We start from the raw sequence: 16,246 nt of genomic DNA, 5'->3' as shown, positions 1-16,246 counted from the left end.
CGCTTTATAATCGTAGAGATTACAACAATTTCCCTATGCACCCATTAAACTGGAAAACTCCCAAACAAGTGCTTATGGATTATCTTGCGTCAATGTAACACATGTTTGACAAACCTACAATAATGCACGCTATAAAAGAGCAGACTATTTGCGTAGATCTGCCCTTCTAACTATACACTATTTATCATTTAACTGGCTTTCAGTTAGTTTATTTTCTTCAATAAATTTAATAATCTCAATGATTTTATCAGAACTCATTCCTTCTTTTTCAAGTTTAATTATTAAATTATACATTTCACGGCTGCTCATTTCTTCCATCCTTCCACCGCCTTCCTACTAATCGCAATTGAACTTATTGTATAATTATTAATATTGTACTGAACACTCAAGACATATTTTGGCAGTATATACATACAAAAATAGCGTCTGTAGTCGTATTATTTACAATTTTACTATCATCACTCTGCAAACCATTCAAACCCTAATTACAAATATTGCCAATACTATAATAACCAGCAGTATCCATAGGCAATATGCCATTATAGCCATAGTATCCAATATAAGTATTACGGTTTCGGTAAATTTTAATATAACCTGCCAGCTTTTTTGTCATTGTAGTATAAAACTGTAAATAAAATCATTATATTTTTATTTTTTCCCAAAAGCAACATAAAAACATTTATTTTAAAGGTCTTTTCCCACAACATAATATGTATCTCATATTTTTAGCATTCAGCATATATCAGATCTGTCTCTTTTTATCAGGTATATGATTTTTTATGTTATACTGCTGTTTGTGTGATTGAAAAGAAAGCAGGATGTGATTTTCCGAGTTATGCCCTCTAGTATTACGAAAGAGGGGTGATGCCAATGAACACATTAGAAGTGCTTACACTTTTATTAGTTGTTTTTGCGGCTCTGTCTTACATAGATAACCATAACGGCAAAAAGAAATAGCATCCCACCGTCCAAAGCGAATGCTATTTCTTAATTGAATATCATTTACTGAGGGCAATCGGATAATACATCCGATAACCTTTCTAAGTAGATTATACACTAGGGCACTTGATTATTCAAGTGCCCTTTTTTATACATTGCTCATCCTCAGTGTCAGTCCAGGATCTTTCCGTCGATGGAGATCGTCACGACCTGCCAGGGGATCATTTTACCACAGTCCTGCAGTGCTTTCTTTGCTGCCATTTCCAGCCCGCCGCAGCATGGGACTTCCATGCGGAGCACAGTTACGGAACGGATATCATTCTGCTTCAGGATCTCCGTCAGCTTTTCGCTGTAATTGACACCATCCAGCTTCGGACAGCCGATCAGTGTTGCCCTGCCTGCTACAAATTCACTGTGGAATTTTGCATAGGCATAGGCTGTACAATCTGCTGCAATAAGCAGCTTTGCGCCTTCAAAATACGGACTCTGCACAGGTGCCAGCCGGATCTGTACCGGCCAGTTGAGCAGTCTGTCTTTTTCCTGCTTTGCTTTCAGTACCGCTGCTTCATCATAAGCAGGTGCTTCCCTTTCCTCAAATGTGATCGCACCGGTCGGACAGCCCGGCAGACAATCGCCGAACCCGTCGCAAAAATGCTCTCTTGTCAGTTTTGCCTTTCCGTCTATGATCTCTATCGCGCCTTCATGGCAAGCGGTTGCACAGATCCCGCAGCCATTACATTTTTCTTCATCAATATGAATGATCTTTCTAACCATTTCTAATTCCTCCTTGACTTTTCTGTCGTCATTGTACTAAACTCACTGCAATAATTATGTTGGATTTCCAACAAAAGGAGCTGTTATGTCAGAAATTTTTGCATCCTATGGAACTGCTTTACAGAAAAATCCGTTATTTCATGGAATTCCGCAGGCAGAACTACCTTATGTACTTGAAAAGCTGAACGCACATGTCAGACAATATAAAAAAGAAGAAACGATCCGCCACTTCGGTGATGCGGTCAATTTTATCGGCATTGTGCTTGAGGGCGATATCCACATCCTGCAGGATGATTATTACGGCAATCGGAGTATTACTGCTTCTGTTTCCGCCGGTGCTCTTTTTGCAGAGGCTTTCGCCTGTGCAGGTATCACAGAGCTTCCTGTCACGATCGTCGCAGCCACAGACTGCCGTATCTTAACCGTCAGCAGCCATGCCCTGCTGCAAGCTACCGATGAAGCATGGGCTTATCACACTGTCCTGATCCGGAACCTGCTTGGCATTGTGGCTCGTAAAAACATGTATCTGAACCGGAAGCTGAAATATACTTTGCATAAAACAACGGCAGAAAAACTGCTTGCTTATCTGAATGATCAGGCAAAAGAAAAAGGCACAAATGCTTTCTATATTCCGTTTAACAGACAACAGCTTGCAGATTATCTCGGCGTAGAAAGAAGCGCCATGTCCGCAGAGATCAGCAAGCTTGCCTCGCTTGGTCTCCTCGAAACACGGCGCAGTTATTTTAAATTATTAAAGCCGGAATGATAAAATAAGCATATGCTTACTTCATAAACAGATTCAAAAATCCCGTTGACTGCAGGAATAAGATTGTCATAATGACCGGCATAACAAAACAGATCATGATCTGATACAGTTTTTTCCGCTTAAATTTCGTACCGTTCAATTCCATCTCCTCGGCGATCCAGGAAGGCTTCATGATCCAGCCGATCAAAATGGAAGACAAAAGTGCAATAAACGGCATCAGAAAACTGTTGCTGATATAATCCATGATATCAAGAAGTTGTCCTGTGCTGCCATTTGGCAAGCCGACCTCCACGTAAAATACACTGTAGCCCAGCGCGATCACTGCTGTGGCGATCAAATAGATCACAGATAAAATTCCCGTTGTCTTCTTTCGCTCCGTATGGAACAGCTCCATACAGTTTGCTGTGATGGATTCCAGCACGGAAATACAGGATGTCAGTGCTGCAAAAGCTGCCAGCAGGAAGAATATGATACCGACCATTCTGCCTGCAAATCCCATCTGATAGAATACCTTCGGAAGTGATACAAACATCAGTCCCGGTCCTGCTGCCATTCCATCCAGTCCTGAGAATACAAAGACAGCCGGAATGATCATAATACCTGCCAGAAAAGCCACGCCCGTATCCATCAGTTCGATCTGCGACACTGCTTTATTCAGATCCACATCCTTTTTCACATAAGAACCGTAAGTGATCATAATGCCCATCGATACACTCAGGGAAAAGAACAACTGACTCATTGCATCCAGCGAAATCTGTAAAAAACGCTGCACTGTGATCCCTGTCAAATCCGGTTTTAAATAGATCACCAGTCCCTGGAGCCCTGTCCGCACGGTTCCGTCCTCCAGCGTTGTTTTCAGCGTCAGGGAAAAGATGGCGATCCCGATCACCATGATGAGCAAAACCGGCATGATAAACTTGGAAACACGCTCAATTCCCTTTTCCACGCCATTATATACGATCAGTGCTGTCAAAAACATAAATACCAGACTGAACCAGACAGATGACGGCGAAGAAATAAAGGAAGTAAAACAGTTGTCTGCCACTGCCTCCTTGCCGGAGCCCAGCAGATAGATAGTGATATACTTCAAGATCCATCCGCCGATCACCGCATAATAAGTCATGATCAGAACCGGTACGAGAAATGTGAGCACGCCTAAAAACTTCCACTTTTTCCGCATAGCCTCATACGCATAGATCGCACTTTTTCCCGTTTTTCTGCCGATCGCGATATCCGTTGTCAGCAGTGTAAAACCAACCGTCAGTACAAGCACCAGATAGATGAGCAGAAAAAGCCCACCTCCGTCTTTTGCTGCCAGATACGGAAATCTCCACAGATTTCCAACGCCTACCGCACTTCCCGCAGCGGCAAATACAAACCCAATTTGTCCACTAAATCCACTCTTTTGTTTCATCCTAAATACCTCATTCTTTTTATTGACACCACATCATGGTATCATTAAACTAATGGTAAGTACATTTTTATTTATTTAACAATTAGTTAAAATATATTTAACTATCAGAAAGGAACAGATATGGACATCCTTGCCTACCGCATCTTTTTAACCATTGAAAAATACAGAAGTTTTCAAAAAGCTGCTGAGCTCTATCATGTCACACCGCCTGCTATCAGCCACACCGTGAAGGAGCTGGAAAAAGAGCTCGGCTCTTCTCTCTTTATCCGCAATAAGAGCGGCGTTCTGCTCACTTCCTTCGGGGAGTCCGTATTGCCGCTCATTTCCGAAATTGTATATAAAGAAGATGCCCTGCAGCAGCATGTTTCGGAAATGCACGGGCTGAGCAAAGGACATATCCGGCTTGGGATCTTTAATTCCATGTGCCATTATCTGCCTGCACTGATCGGGGATTTTCAAAAAATATATCCTCATATCACCTTTGAGATCTACCAAGGCTCCTATGAGGATATCATTGACTGGTTAAAAACCGGAACTGTAGACATCGGCTTTTTGTCGCAGACGATCAATCCCGGCTTTTCTTTTTATAAAATTTTTGCAGATCCGCTCATGTGCATTTTGCGTTGTGATACCCCAACCGCCTCTCCCGATGAGATCCATCTTTCCGATCTCAAAAATATGCCTTTTATCATGCAACGTGAATCGTGTGATGCTGACGCCAGACGGATCATGACCAAATTAAATCTGGATGTCCATACTGCCTGCCATGTCGTAGACGATATGACAACCGTGGAAATGGTTAAAAACGGTTTCGGCTTTGCCATTATGCCCTTACTGACTATGTATCAGTTAAAACAGGGCATAAAAATGCTTCGGATCGTTCCCTATGAGGAGCGCGTGATCGGGGTTGCTGTCCGTGATGAATCAGCACTTTCTCCGGTCGTCTCCAAATGCTTTTCCTTCATCCGCACCTACCGTTTTCCTGCTGTGACGGATACTTTTCCGGCTTAAGGCAGCTTTTGAACGATTCCGTGGATTGCTAACATATCATCAGGATTCCTCCCAGCACAGTAAGCCCGCCCAGGTAGAGAAACAAAATCGTGTTCAGCCACACCATGATAAGTATAAGTGACAACCGAAAGCACCGGCAGATACAGTGGCAATTCCCAGTAAAAAAACATTTCAATTTTGTCCTTTTCTTTTGGTTCATTATAGCTTATATTCATATTATAAACAACTCTTTCACATACTAAGAGAAAAACAAAAGGAGTTATTATGGATCAAGTATTTACCATTGAACAACTGCGTCCTATCCGGGATGGATTCACCATATCCAGAGACACGAAGCTGGGAAATACCACAAAAGTTACCCTCTTCTCACTCGGCAGGGACACCTCTATCAGCCAGGAAAGTTATGACCGTATGACCATGTATATCGGTGCGGCGGGTCAGGGAAATATCCTGATCGGAGAAAAAGCGGAAGAAAAACTGCTTTTGCCCGATACGGTACTCATCGTTCCCGGCAAAACCTTATGCGGAATGGAGACAGCTTCCGGTATGGTATACACAGAGATCATTTTGGAAAACAACACAGAAAAGGAGATTACTATGAACCCAAACGTAAAAACAAACGAAGTATTTGAACTGAAAAATCTGATCGACTATGAAGAAGGCAGCATTGCCAACATGGATGTTGTCAGCAATCCGACCATGAAATATGTGCTTATGGCATTTGATGAAGGAACCGGACTGACACCTCACCGGGCACCGGGCAATGCGATCGTATTTGCACTCGAAGGCAAGGCTACGATCGGCTATGAAGGAAAGGATTACGAACTTTCCGCCGGAGAATGCTTCCGTTTTGAAAAGAACGGTCTGCACAGCGTCACAGCAAACGGCAGATTTAAAATGGCATTATTACTTGTCCTTGCATAAGCGATAGCATATTGCTTTCAGGAGGCTTTTATGTCTAAAACAAAAGAAATGGATCTGACATGCGGTAACCCGTTCTGGTCACTGCTGAAATTTGCGATTCCCGTTATTTTGGGCAATCTGTTCCAGCTCTTTTACACACTGGCGGATTCTGTTATTGTTGGCAAAACCCTGGGCGCGGATGCACTTGCCGCTGTTGGTTCAACCAGTATTATCATTTATTTTGTTTTTTGCTTTATCAATGGATTTACAGGTGGATTTGGGATCTGTCTCGGTCAGTACTGCGGCGCAAAAGATGAAAATGGCATGCGCAAAAGCATTGCGGTTTCCACGCTGCTGAGCGTTGCCTTTACCGTAGTCCTTACCCTGATCTGCTGCCTGTCTGCACGTATGTTTCTTATTTTGATGAAGATTCCGGCAGATATTGAAGATGCGGCTTATGCCTATATGTTTGTTGTACTCCTCGGAACAGGTGCAACGGTATTTTACAATATGATCTCCAATATGCTGCGTGCACTCGGAGACAGTAAAACACCGCTTTATTTTCTTGTATTTTCGTCTGTTCTGAATATTGTACTGGATGTGCTGTTTATCCTGCCGCTTCATATGGGCGTTGCAGGTGCTGCCTGGGCAACGATCCTGTCGCAGTTTCTTTCCGCTCTGCTCTGTCTGTTTGTTGGGCTGCAAAAATATCCCATCCTGCATCTGTGCAGAGAGGATTTTCACAATTTAAAAGGCGTCGCCATCCAGCATTTGAAGACCGGGTTTCCGATGGGCTTCCAGATGTCCGTCATGTGCATCGGACAGCTCGCGATGCAGACAGTTGTCAATTCCATGGGAACTGCCGCCGTTGCAGGCTATACCGCCGCTTCCAAAGCAGATCAGCTTTCTGTCCTTGTCAATAATGCCATGATGACCGCGATTTCCAATTATGTGGCACAAAACTTCGGTGCGGGCAACAAGGCCAGGATCCGCTTAGGTGTACGCGCCTGTCTGATCCAGACGGAAACGTTCAATCTGCTCATGTGTGCAGGAATCCTGCTGCTGCGTCATCCGATCGTGCGGCTGTTTCTTTCCGCACCTACCGCAGAAATTTACTACTATTCCGATCAGTATCTGACGATCGTTGCACCGTTTTATTTTCTGCTCGGACTGCTGGCAGTATATCGTACTTCTGTCCAGAGTATGCAGAACGGAGCCGCCCCTTTTGCAGCCTGCATGATCGAGCTTGTCATGCGAATTGCCGCAACAGTCGGTCTTTCCGGTGTGATTGGTTACATATCCGTCTGCATTGCCAGCCCGCTTGCCTGGTTCGGAGCCTGCGCACTGCTGATTCCGTGCTATTATAAAATGATGCGAAATCCGGCTGTCTGATCAGCCTCTGCTGTCAACAGCCTTTCGGATCTCAAATACAACTTTTTCCATATCAAGTGGTTTTGCCAGATGCGCATTCATGCCTGCTGCGATGCACTTATCCGCATCCTCTTTAAAGGCATTTGCCGTCATGGCAATGATCGGGATCGTTTTGGCATCCGCGCGGTTCATGGCGCGGATGTTTTTCGTTGCAGTCAATCCGTCCATAACCGGCATCATAATATCCATCAAGATCGCATCAAACGCGCCCTCAGGACTCTCTGCAAACAGATCCACTGCCTGCTTTCCATTCTGCACAAGCGTGATCTCTGCCCCCTGATCCGTCAGCATCATTTCCGCAATCTCTGCATTCAGTTCATTATCTTCTACCAGTAACAGATGCATCCCCTTAATATCCGTTTTCGTTTCTGTTGCCTGCTCTTCAGGCTGCTCCGGCGCCGGTGCAATCTCAAACGGAATACAGATCACAAACGTAGAACCGACTCCTTCTTCACTCGTTACGGAAATGCTGCCTCCCATCCGGTCAACCAGTCCTTTCACGATCGCCATACCGAGACCGGTTCCCTGATACTCACTTCTGGCATCATTTTTCTCCTGTGCGAACGGCTCAAAAATATGTGCCAGAAATGCCTGACTCATACCAATCCCCGTATCAGAGATCGTCCATCTGTAGGTACAGATCCCGTCGTGCTCCTCCAGCGTATCCACGATCGTTGTGATCTTTCCGCCCGGGCGATTGTATTTGATACAATTTCCGTAGATATTCAGGAATATCTGGCGCAGATGAACAGGGCTTCCATAAATATAGGGATACGGAATGACGGATTTTCCCTTCTCATAATCCCATTCAATGCCTGCTTCCACAGCCCGTCCGATAATGATCAGCACAATATCCTGCGTCAGTTCACACAGACTGATCCGTTCATGCGTCAGTACAATATTGCCATCCTCCAGCTTACTCATCTGCAACACATCATTGATCAGAGAAAGCAGATGATTTGCCGAAATCTGCATTTTCTTATGATTTTCCTCCACCAGTTCCCGGTCATCAAAATGCGTTTCGTCAATTTTAAGCAGTCCGATGATACCATTCAGTGGTGTGCGGATATCATGACTCATGCGTGACAGAAAGTTGCTCTTTGCCGCATTTGCCCTTTCCGCAGCCTGTACAGCAGCCTGCAGCTGTTTGTTTTTGCTCTCCAGCTTTTGCAGATACTCCTCTTTTGCCTCTAACTGTTTTTCTTCATATGTTTTTCCGGTTCTGAGAAGCAATAAATTGATCAGGATCAGCAATACCAGATATAAGAACAGGCTGCAAAGCACAATGTATAGTGTTGTGGAAAAGACTTTATATTCCCCCATAAACGCATAGATATAATAATCACGGCTCTTATCCATGAGTCCGAAGTGATTTCCGAGCACCTTATTTTTGTCCTTGGCATGGATCAGATGTGTTCCCGTTCCACGCTCCATGATACACTTTAAAATATGGGTATCTTCTACTTTTGTACCGACAAGTGACGCATCATTTGATACGATGATCTGATTTCCGTCACTGATCACGATCGTACCGTCACTCTCCGGTGTATAGCCCGCTACCAGTGTGCGGATCGGGTTATTGACAATTTGCGCATATTCTGCAGATGTGTAATAATAGCCGACTACAACTCCCGCCTCATCTATTCTGCTGACAGCTGCCAGATCAATATGGGATTCATCCTCATATGTGATTCTGATCGTATAGCTTTTTTCCTGGAAAGACAAAATATCCATCAGCGAGTCTTTATCCACCTTATCAAGCACTTCCGTACTGTTATGTCCACAGCTGTTATATTCTGCCTGCACTGTACCATCCGCATCCAGCAGAAACAATCCGTCCAGGAAAGTATCCTCCACAAATGTTTCTAATACATTGCTGTCTATCCCGCCATTTTTCTGTATTTCCCCGCCATATTTCAGCCGCCAGCGGATCTGATCCGTACTTTCCGTTACCCGCAGAAGGCTCTTTGCCTCTGATGCCAGATCACGGATCTGGCTGCTGTTACACTGTTCTTTCATATATTCCACAGTTGTGATCAGCTTACTCTCTGCTTTTTTCATATCAGAACGTGATGCAAAAAAGAAAACTGCCATCAGCATTATGATCCCGGCAAAAATTTCAAGCGGCACAATGTGTTTCCATTGTATGACCTGTTTATTTTTCATCTGCACCCTCCAGATATCGTTCCGCATCGGATAAATATTTGCCGATAATGTTTTCTACTGTTCCATCCTCCTGCATATCACGCAGAGTCGCCGTCAGCTCTGTGTCAAGCCCCCTTGTATCATCCTTATCAAAAGCCACTCCCAGATCAACGGACTGCAGTGGCTCCTCCAGGATCCTGAACTGAAAGCCGGTATCTTCCATAAACTGATCTACCGAAGTATCATGCGCTGCCAGTGCATCCACATACCCTTTTCCAAGAAGAATAAAGATCAGATCTCTTTTTTGCACGGAGATCACTTTTCTGAGCTTTGGCAGCATTCCGTCATGGCTGCGGATAATATCTTCCGGTTTTGTGGTACTCTGTACTGCGATCACCTTGCCTTCCAGATCCTGCAGGGAATAGATATCACTGTCCTTATTTACAGCCACAACCTGCCTGCTGCGCATATAAGGGCCTGCCCAGTGATACTCATTTTCCCGGTCATTCATGGTAAAGCTGCTCCAGATGCAGTCTATCTTACCCTCTGCCAGCAGATTCTTTTTTTCTTCCCAGTTGATAAATGTAAATTCCGGCGCATAGCCCATCCTCGCAAAGGCTTCCCTTGCAAGCTCTACATCGATCCCTGTCAGTTCACCGTCCACATCTGCATAGCTGAACGGCGAATAATCATCACACCCTACTGTGATCACCGGTAACTTTCCCGTGTCAGCTTTGTCGCCCGTTTCCGATTCCTTCTGCTGTCTGCCACACCCTCCGAGCAAGCCCAGCAAAAACAAGAGCAACACCCCTAAAGCTATTTTCTTATTCTTCATATTTTCCTTCTTCCCTGCAACATAAGACACAATATCCCACAAACGGAACATCCGTTAGATAAAGCGTATCATATACTGCGGGGTTTGTCGATTAGTTTCCGCGACGGGCGGTACAGAAGCGTAGAAATCAGGATGAGCACAGCGGTCGTGCACAGGCTGACCGGATAGACCGCCATGATCGCCCGGAAGGTTCTGTACGCCGGAAAAACTGTCGCGATCCAGAAGATCCTGACACCGCATACGCCGATGATCGTCAGAACCGCCGGTACCAGAGAGATTCCGAAGCCGCGCAGATAACCGGACAGATTTTCATAAAGCATACTGAAGGTATAGGCAAAAAATACCATGACCAGTCTGATGTATCCTGTTTCCACAACCTGTGGATCGTTATTAAAGATCGCAAGCAGACCTTTTCCAGCAAACAGAACAAGCAGGATCACACTTGCCGTTGCAATGGCATCTTCAATAATACACAAAAACAGTACTTTTCTGCATCGTTTGAGCTGCCCTGCCCCATAATTCTGCCCTGTAAAGGTGGTACATGCCTGACTGAAGGAATTCATCACATCATAAGCAAAGATCTCAATATTAAACGCCGCACTTGAAGCTGCTATGACCACCGTACCCAGACTGTTGATCGCTGCCTGGATCACAATGTTAGCCACTGCAAATACCGCACTCTGGATCCCTGCAGGCAGTCCGATCCGCATGATATCACCAAATACTGTTTGATCGAATCGCAGCTCCTGTCTGCGCAGACGAATCACTTCTTTTGTCTTTACCAGCTTTATAAAAAGCAGTGCTGCACTGACTGCATTGGAAAGCACCGTCGCGATCGCCACACCATTGACGGTCATATGTAATACGATCACAAAGAACAGATTCAGGATGACATTCAAAACACCTGACAGTGCCAGTGCCTTCAGCGGTGTTTTTGTTTCCCCGATGCTTCGAAAAATGGCTGCCTCAAAATTGTATAGCAGGATCACAGGCATACCAAGCAGATAGATCCGGATATATAAAAGGGCATACGGAAATACATCCGAAGGAACATTTAACACTGACAATAAGTTACCCACAAGTAACTCTCCAAGTAATGCCACCAGTAAGCCGCCGATCACCGCTGTGATGACTGAAGTATGTACCGCACGGTGGATCGTGCCCTCATCCCTTCTGCCGATCGCATTGGCGATCACCACATTTGCACCGAGAGCGATCCCAATAAAAAAATTCAGAATGAGTCCCACGATCGGGCTGTTGGCTCCGACCGCCGCCACGGAAGCGGTTCTGACACTGCCTGTAAAATTACCGACGATCGCAATATCCGATGCATTGAATAACTGCTCTAAAATACCGGTCGCTGCGACCGGGAATGCATATTGTATGATCTTATTCCAGATAGAGCCATGGATCATGTCCATTTTCGGTTTTGTTTTCGCTGTTTTTTCCACGTTCTTCACCCTCTGTTTCTTTCCGTTATTTGTCCAGAATGATTATAAGAAAGTTTTATTATAATAGCAAATATATATATACTATCATTCATCATAGTTTTTAGGCATGATTGTGTAAAATCAGAGATTATCGTGGAAATCCGGTTCTTTCCTGTTATGCGCCCAGCAGTTCTACCACTTCTGCAATATCAGCATCGACCGAAACGGATTTTTCTTCGATATCCACAGGAATCTGCGCCTGTCCCTTGTTGATACAGACATAAAACGCCTGCTGCCACTGATAAGCATACTGCCAGAAGTTATATTTGATAATGCCCGGCGTATTGTAGCCTACGCCTAACTCCAGAAACACTGCTTTTTCTCCTCTGTGCGCCTCCATAAACGCCTGATACCGCTCTGCTGCCAGATGCCAGCCTCTGTCCTCCACAAAGGTATTGTCCGCGCGCAGGTTCATGCTCATTTTTCTGCCGCACTTTGGGCATCTTGGCACAAGTTCCGAAGGAACAGACATGGTAATCTTCCCCTGCTTTGGCACAACCAGTTTTCCCTGCGTGGTCTCAAAGCCCTGACTAAGTACCATCTCTTTTATGACCATTTCGTTATCATAAGTTTCCCGATGGCATGGCTTACTGCACTGGAACAGTCCAAAATCTCCCTGCGTATAAAATAACCGTTCTTTTGCAAAGCCCGCCTTCTGAAAACAGTGGTCTACATTCGTGGTAAGCACAAAGTAATCTTTGTCCTTCACTAACGTATACAGCTTTTCATACACCGGCTTTGGTGCGTTCTGGTATCGGTTTACATAAATATATCTGCTCCAATATGCCCAGTGTTCCTCCTCTGTGGGGAACTCATAAAAGCCACCGGAATACATATCGGAAAAGCCATACTTCTGATGAAAATCAGAAAAATATGCCATGAACCGCTCTCCGCTGTAGGTAAATCCCGCTGCTGTCGAAAGTCCTGCGCCTGCGCCGATCACAACTGCATCCGCCTGTTTCATTTTTTCCTTTATGCATATTATCTTTTCTGCTATCATACGCCACTCCTTCTATCTTTCCGTAGCACATATTCCGCTTTTATTTTTCCGGTCTCTGCCCAACAGCTTTCTGTAAATCCGCTCGTCTTTTTCCTGAAATACATTGAATACGACCTTAACCGTCGATCCCGTCTCTTTTTTATACTGCTTCACTGTCTGCACAGCAATCTCTGCCGCCCGCTCATTCGGAAACATAAATACACCGGTTGAAATACAGCAGAACGCAATGCTTTCTATACTATTTTCCACTGCCAGCCGCAGACAGGATCGATAGCAGGATGCCAGCAGTTCTTCGTGTCTTTTGGTCAGCCTGTCCGATACGATCGGTCCTACTGTATGGATCACATAGTCACACGGCAGATTAAAAGCAGGTGTGATCTTTGCCTGTCCGGTCGCCTCTTCATGCCCCTGTCTTTGCATCAGCTTTGCGCAGGCAAGGCGGAGCTGTACTCCCGCATAAGTATGGATACAGTTATCAATACAGTTATGGCAGGGCTGATAACAGCCTGTCATTCCACTGTTAGCCGCATTAACGATCGCTCCGACCTGCAGCCTTGTAATATCTCCACGGTATATATAAAGATCGTCCTGCAGCTGTTCCAGATCTGCCAGAGTGACAATTCCTTTCTCTGCCGCGCGTTCTGCCAGATAGGCGTTCTGTACTGTCAGAAATTCCGCATCGATTTCTCCGGGCATTCTGATATTCATAAGAGAACGCAGCAACATACGCTGCTGCCCCTGTTCTGCCGGTATCTGTACATCCTGCTCTCCCGGCTGTTCCTCCCATAATCGTTTGATCAGATATCTGCGTCTTTCACTCTGGTTCATATTATCCTCTTCTTTCTACTGCTTTTACCGGACACTTTTCATAGCAGCTTCCGCAGTGCAGACAATGCTCCTGCCGGATCTGATACGGCTTGCCTGCCGTAATACATCTCTGCGGGCAGCTTTTCTGACACATTCCACAGCCGATGCAGGCATCCGTTATGAAATATCCCTTTGGCTCCAGTGTAGCATTTCCCAGCATATATGTCTCTCTGAAAATCGGATTGACACCAAGATTAAAATATTCGACCTGCCCCGTGCTGATGCAAAATACAATGCCGATCTCTCTGGTATCTCCCGGATAGACATTGGCAAGATACGGCTGCTCCGCAAAGATCCTGTCACGCCACTTTGCCTGCTCCGCATCCGCCACTGCCACCGCTTTACCGGAAAGCCGTATCATTTCCTTGTATTTGGTATAACACAGGATCTGGACTCTGCCATCTGCCTGCAGCTCCCTGCAGAAATTCTTGCCTCTCGCTGTGAAAAAATACAGTGCATCCGGTTCATAATGTATCGCACTGATATTGCGGATCTGTGGTGCTCCTTCACTGTCTACCGTTGCAAATGCAAGTACCCCCACAAGCTCCATTTTCTTAAAACATGTTGCCAAATCCATATTGTTTCCACCTTTCCCGCTTGCTGCTGCGTCTTTCATTACGCTTCTATGATCTTAACTCTGCCCGGTTTTCTGGGCTTACTCTGTGGCTGCTCTCCGTTGATATATCCCAGGATCACAAATCCCTGACACGTATACCCCTGCGGTACTTCCCATGCTTCCATCAACTGCCTGCCTTCCGGCGAATCAAAGGTTTCATATCCTCTTGAAATGATGCAGGATGCAATGCCAAGCTCTGTTGCCTGCAGCAGCATATTTTCCATCATGCAAAAAGCATCTGCCGTTTTAAACAAAAAATTATCCTGACAGAACACACAGACAACCGTCGGTGCATCATAAAATCCATTTTTGATCGTCGGATCATCGATCGTACTCGGCTGCTCTTTTGACACAAAATTACCCGCCAGATGCATCCGGTCAAACTTTGCCAGATTCATCTGTCCGATTTTGGTCGTCAGTTCCTTATCATGGACCGCAACCATCATGCTGCGCTGTCCGCCGCCCGCATTCGGTGCAAAGCTGCCAGCTTCCAAAATCTTTTCCAGATCTTCTCTGCTGATCTGTCTGTCCGTGTATTTTCGGATCGAGTGTCTGTTTTTAATAAGATCCATTAACATGCCAGTTCCTCCCCCGTAATATCGTTTTTCTGCTTCCAGCACTGCGGATCTGCGCTGTAAAAGCTGCCATTTGTACCGTTTGCCACCGCTGGGCAGCCTCTGCACCATGCTTTCAGCTCACACTTGCTGCATTTTGTAAAGGCATCATAGTTTCTGTACTGCTCCATCTGACTGAGCCACACATCTGCCAGTCTGTCTTCAAATATATTTGTTACCTTGCTGTCTGTCACACGTCTGCACGCCATCACATCTCCGTTTGAGGAGATCGTGATATGACAGTTGCCACAGTTACAGCCGCCATAGATCATGCCCTTTTCTGTGGCAGACGGCAGTTTGAACTGTCCTGTTTCGTATTCATACAGCGTCCATAAATGATCTTTTTTGTTAAAATAGGTTTTACAGCCCGCTGCCTCATAAGCCTTGTATTTTTTGTCACAGATCTCCAGAAGTTTTCTGTACTCCTGTGGGGTCATGCTTGTATCCACTTCACCGCCTGTCGGTACATAGCGGGAGAACGCAAATACGGTCGCCTCTGCCTGTACCACCGCATCGATGATGGCCGGGATTTCCTCGATATTTGTCTTAGAAACCGTGCTCATGATAATGCTCTTTATGCCTGCCCGGTTCAGGCATCCGATCTTTTCTATTGTCTCCGCAAAACTGCCCGGTTTACGGAACCAGTCATGCGTCTTTTCCATTCCGTCCAGCGACATCTGGTATTTCTCACAGCCGCAGGCTTTCAGCATCCTACAGATCTCATCATTCAGATGGAAGGGATTGCCCATCAGTGTAAACGGAATCTGTTTGCTTTTTAAAAGAACCAGAAGCTTCCAGAAGTCAGGATGCAGGATAGGATCTCCGCCTGTAATATAGAAATACGGCTGTCTGTGATATACCTGACAGAAATCCTCACAATTTGCGATGACCTCCTGCATTTGTGTATATGTCATGCTCTTCAGCTGTGTGCAGCCCTCTCCCGAAAAGATATAGCAGTGCTTGCAGCGTTGATCGCATTCATCTGTAATATGCCACTGAAATGAAAAATACTGTTGCATCCTATCCGCTCCTTCCTTCTGTCACTTCTTACTTGTCAGATGCGCCGCAGGCTGTACCACATGCTGCAGGTTTTTCTTCCGGTGCTGCTGCTCCACATGCGGTTCCGCATGCTGCAGATTTTTCTTCCGGTGCTGCTGCCCCGCATGCTGTTCCGCATGCTGCAGACTTCTGCTTGTCATCTTCTTTGTTCCATCCAAAAATGTTTGAAAGTGCCATTTTCGTTACCTCCTGTAAATGAAATGATTTCTTTGGGCTCTGCCCTTGTTGCAAGTTCAGGATAGCAAATGTGATGCCGCAGAAAAAGTACGCACTTTTTTATTACATAGTCACAAAAAAGTAACCGGGTATGCCAGATCCGATTGACAGGATTTGGGATATTACATTATAATCTGATGTAACACGCAAAAAGAATCTAATATAA

Annotated in this window: 17 protein-coding genes; 4 read left to right on the top strand and 13 right to left on the bottom strand. The window is 45.3% G+C overall.

Annotated elements, in window-relative coordinates:
- Nucleotides 1–177: 177 nt before the first annotated feature.
- Entirely contained in the window at nt 178–318 is a 141-nt protein-coding gene (locus KQI22_RS11950) for a hypothetical protein (RefSeq protein ID WP_216552651.1), read from the bottom strand.
- A gap of 792 nt (nt 319–1,110) precedes the next feature.
- On the bottom strand, nt 1,111–1,713 hold the full coding sequence (locus tag KQI22_RS11945) for an ATP-binding protein (protein ID WP_216552647.1): 603 nt from the start codon (nt 1,711–1,713) through the stop codon (nt 1,111–1,113).
- An 85-nt stretch (nt 1,714–1,798) separates the two neighbouring features.
- Here KQI22_RS11945 and KQI22_RS11940 point away from each other — a divergent pair, with 85 nt between their 5' ends.
- A complete protein-coding gene (locus tag KQI22_RS11940; RefSeq protein WP_216552645.1) occupies nt 1,799–2,479 on the top strand; it encodes a Crp/Fnr family transcriptional regulator in 681 nt (226 codons plus the stop codon).
- 16 nt (nt 2,480–2,495) lie between these two features.
- Here the strand turns inward: KQI22_RS11940 and KQI22_RS11935 are convergent, their stop codons facing one another.
- Nucleotides 2,496–3,893, bottom strand: coding sequence for a sodium-dependent transporter (locus tag KQI22_RS11935; protein WP_216552643.1), 1,398 nt, complete (start codon nt 3,891–3,893; stop codon nt 2,496–2,498).
- A 120-nt stretch (nt 3,894–4,013) separates the two neighbouring features.
- On the opposite strand from KQI22_RS11935, the gene KQI22_RS11930 reads away from it, so the two are divergent.
- A complete protein-coding gene (locus KQI22_RS11930) occupies nt 4,014–4,904 on the top strand; it encodes a LysR family transcriptional regulator (RefSeq protein ID WP_216552641.1) in 891 nt (296 codons plus the stop codon).
- On the opposite strand, the gene KQI22_RS11925 is transcribed toward KQI22_RS11930, so the two are convergent.
- Nucleotides 4,901–5,119: a hypothetical protein gene (locus KQI22_RS11925; RefSeq protein ID WP_216552638.1), complete on the bottom strand. Its 219-nt coding sequence runs from the start codon at nt 5,117–5,119 to the stop codon at nt 4,901–4,903. The genes KQI22_RS11930 and KQI22_RS11925 overlap by 4 nt on opposite strands.
- 49 nt (nt 5,120–5,168) lie before the next feature.
- Here KQI22_RS11925 and KQI22_RS11920 point away from each other — a divergent pair, with 49 nt between their 5' ends.
- Entirely contained in the window at nt 5,169–5,828 is a 660-nt protein-coding gene (locus KQI22_RS11920) for a cupin domain-containing protein (RefSeq protein WP_216552636.1), read from the top strand.
- 30 nt (nt 5,829–5,858) lie between these two features.
- Nucleotides 5,859–7,199, top strand: coding sequence for an MATE family efflux transporter (locus KQI22_RS11915; RefSeq protein ID WP_216552634.1), 1,341 nt, complete (start codon nt 5,859–5,861; stop codon nt 7,197–7,199).
- Here the strand turns inward: KQI22_RS11915 and KQI22_RS11910 are convergent, their stop codons facing one another.
- The 9 genes from KQI22_RS11910 to acgA all read right to left on the bottom strand — a co-directional run bounded on the left by KQI22_RS11910 (nt 7,200) and on the right by acgA (nt 16,041).
- A complete protein-coding gene (locus KQI22_RS11910; RefSeq protein WP_216552632.1) occupies nt 7,200–9,404 on the bottom strand; it encodes an ATP-binding protein in 2,205 nt (734 codons plus the stop codon).
- A complete protein-coding gene (locus KQI22_RS11905; protein ID WP_216552630.1) occupies nt 9,394–10,218 on the bottom strand; it encodes a substrate-binding periplasmic protein in 825 nt (274 codons plus the stop codon). Before KQI22_RS11905 ends, KQI22_RS11910 begins: the two co-directional genes overlap by 11 nt.
- Nucleotides 10,219–10,286: 68 nt before the next feature.
- Nucleotides 10,287–11,678: an MATE family efflux transporter gene (locus KQI22_RS11900; RefSeq protein WP_330623372.1), complete on the bottom strand. Its 1,392-nt coding sequence runs from the start codon at nt 11,676–11,678 to the stop codon at nt 10,287–10,289.
- A gap of 145 nt (nt 11,679–11,823) precedes the next feature.
- Complete coding sequence (locus KQI22_RS11895; protein WP_253293623.1) at nt 11,824–12,672, bottom strand: SIR2 family NAD-dependent protein deacylase; 849 nt, start codon at nt 12,670–12,672, stop codon at nt 11,824–11,826.
- A 48-nt stretch (nt 12,673–12,720) separates the two neighbouring features.
- Nucleotides 12,721–13,536 carry a protein-ADP-ribose hydrolase gene (locus tag KQI22_RS11890; protein ID WP_216552626.1) on the bottom strand — a complete coding sequence of 272 codons (816 nt, stop codon included), beginning with the start codon at nt 13,534–13,536 and terminating at the stop codon, nt 12,721–12,723.
- Nucleotide 13,537: 1 nt separating this feature from the next.
- Nucleotides 13,538–14,152 (bottom strand): 4Fe-4S binding protein, encoded by a 615-nt coding sequence (locus tag KQI22_RS11885; protein WP_216552624.1) that lies wholly within the window; start codon nt 14,150–14,152, stop codon nt 13,538–13,540.
- 38 nt (nt 14,153–14,190) lie between these two features.
- Nucleotides 14,191–14,769 (bottom strand): nitroreductase family protein, encoded by a 579-nt coding sequence (locus tag KQI22_RS11880; RefSeq protein WP_216552622.1) that lies wholly within the window; start codon nt 14,767–14,769, stop codon nt 14,191–14,193.
- The gene (gene acgM, locus KQI22_RS11875) at nt 14,763–15,824 is read right to left on the bottom strand and encodes a radical SAM/SPASM domain protein, ACGX system (RefSeq protein ID WP_216552620.1); all 1,062 of its coding nucleotides are present in this window, start codon (nt 15,822–15,824) and stop codon (nt 14,763–14,765) included. Before acgM ends, KQI22_RS11880 begins: the two co-directional genes overlap by 7 nt.
- A gap of 28 nt (nt 15,825–15,852) precedes the next feature.
- Nucleotides 15,853–16,041, bottom strand: coding sequence for an ACGX-repeat peptide (gene acgA, locus KQI22_RS11870; protein ID WP_216552618.1), 189 nt, complete (start codon nt 16,039–16,041; stop codon nt 15,853–15,855).
- Nucleotides 16,042–16,246 lie beyond the last annotated feature (205 nt).

Source organism: Kineothrix sp. MSJ-39 (assembly GCF_018917935.1).
GTDB lineage: Bacteria > Bacillota > Clostridia > Lachnospirales > Lachnospiraceae > CAG-194.
Note: the sequence above shows the minus strand (reverse complement) of the source record. Positions and strands in the feature narration are given on the sequence as shown.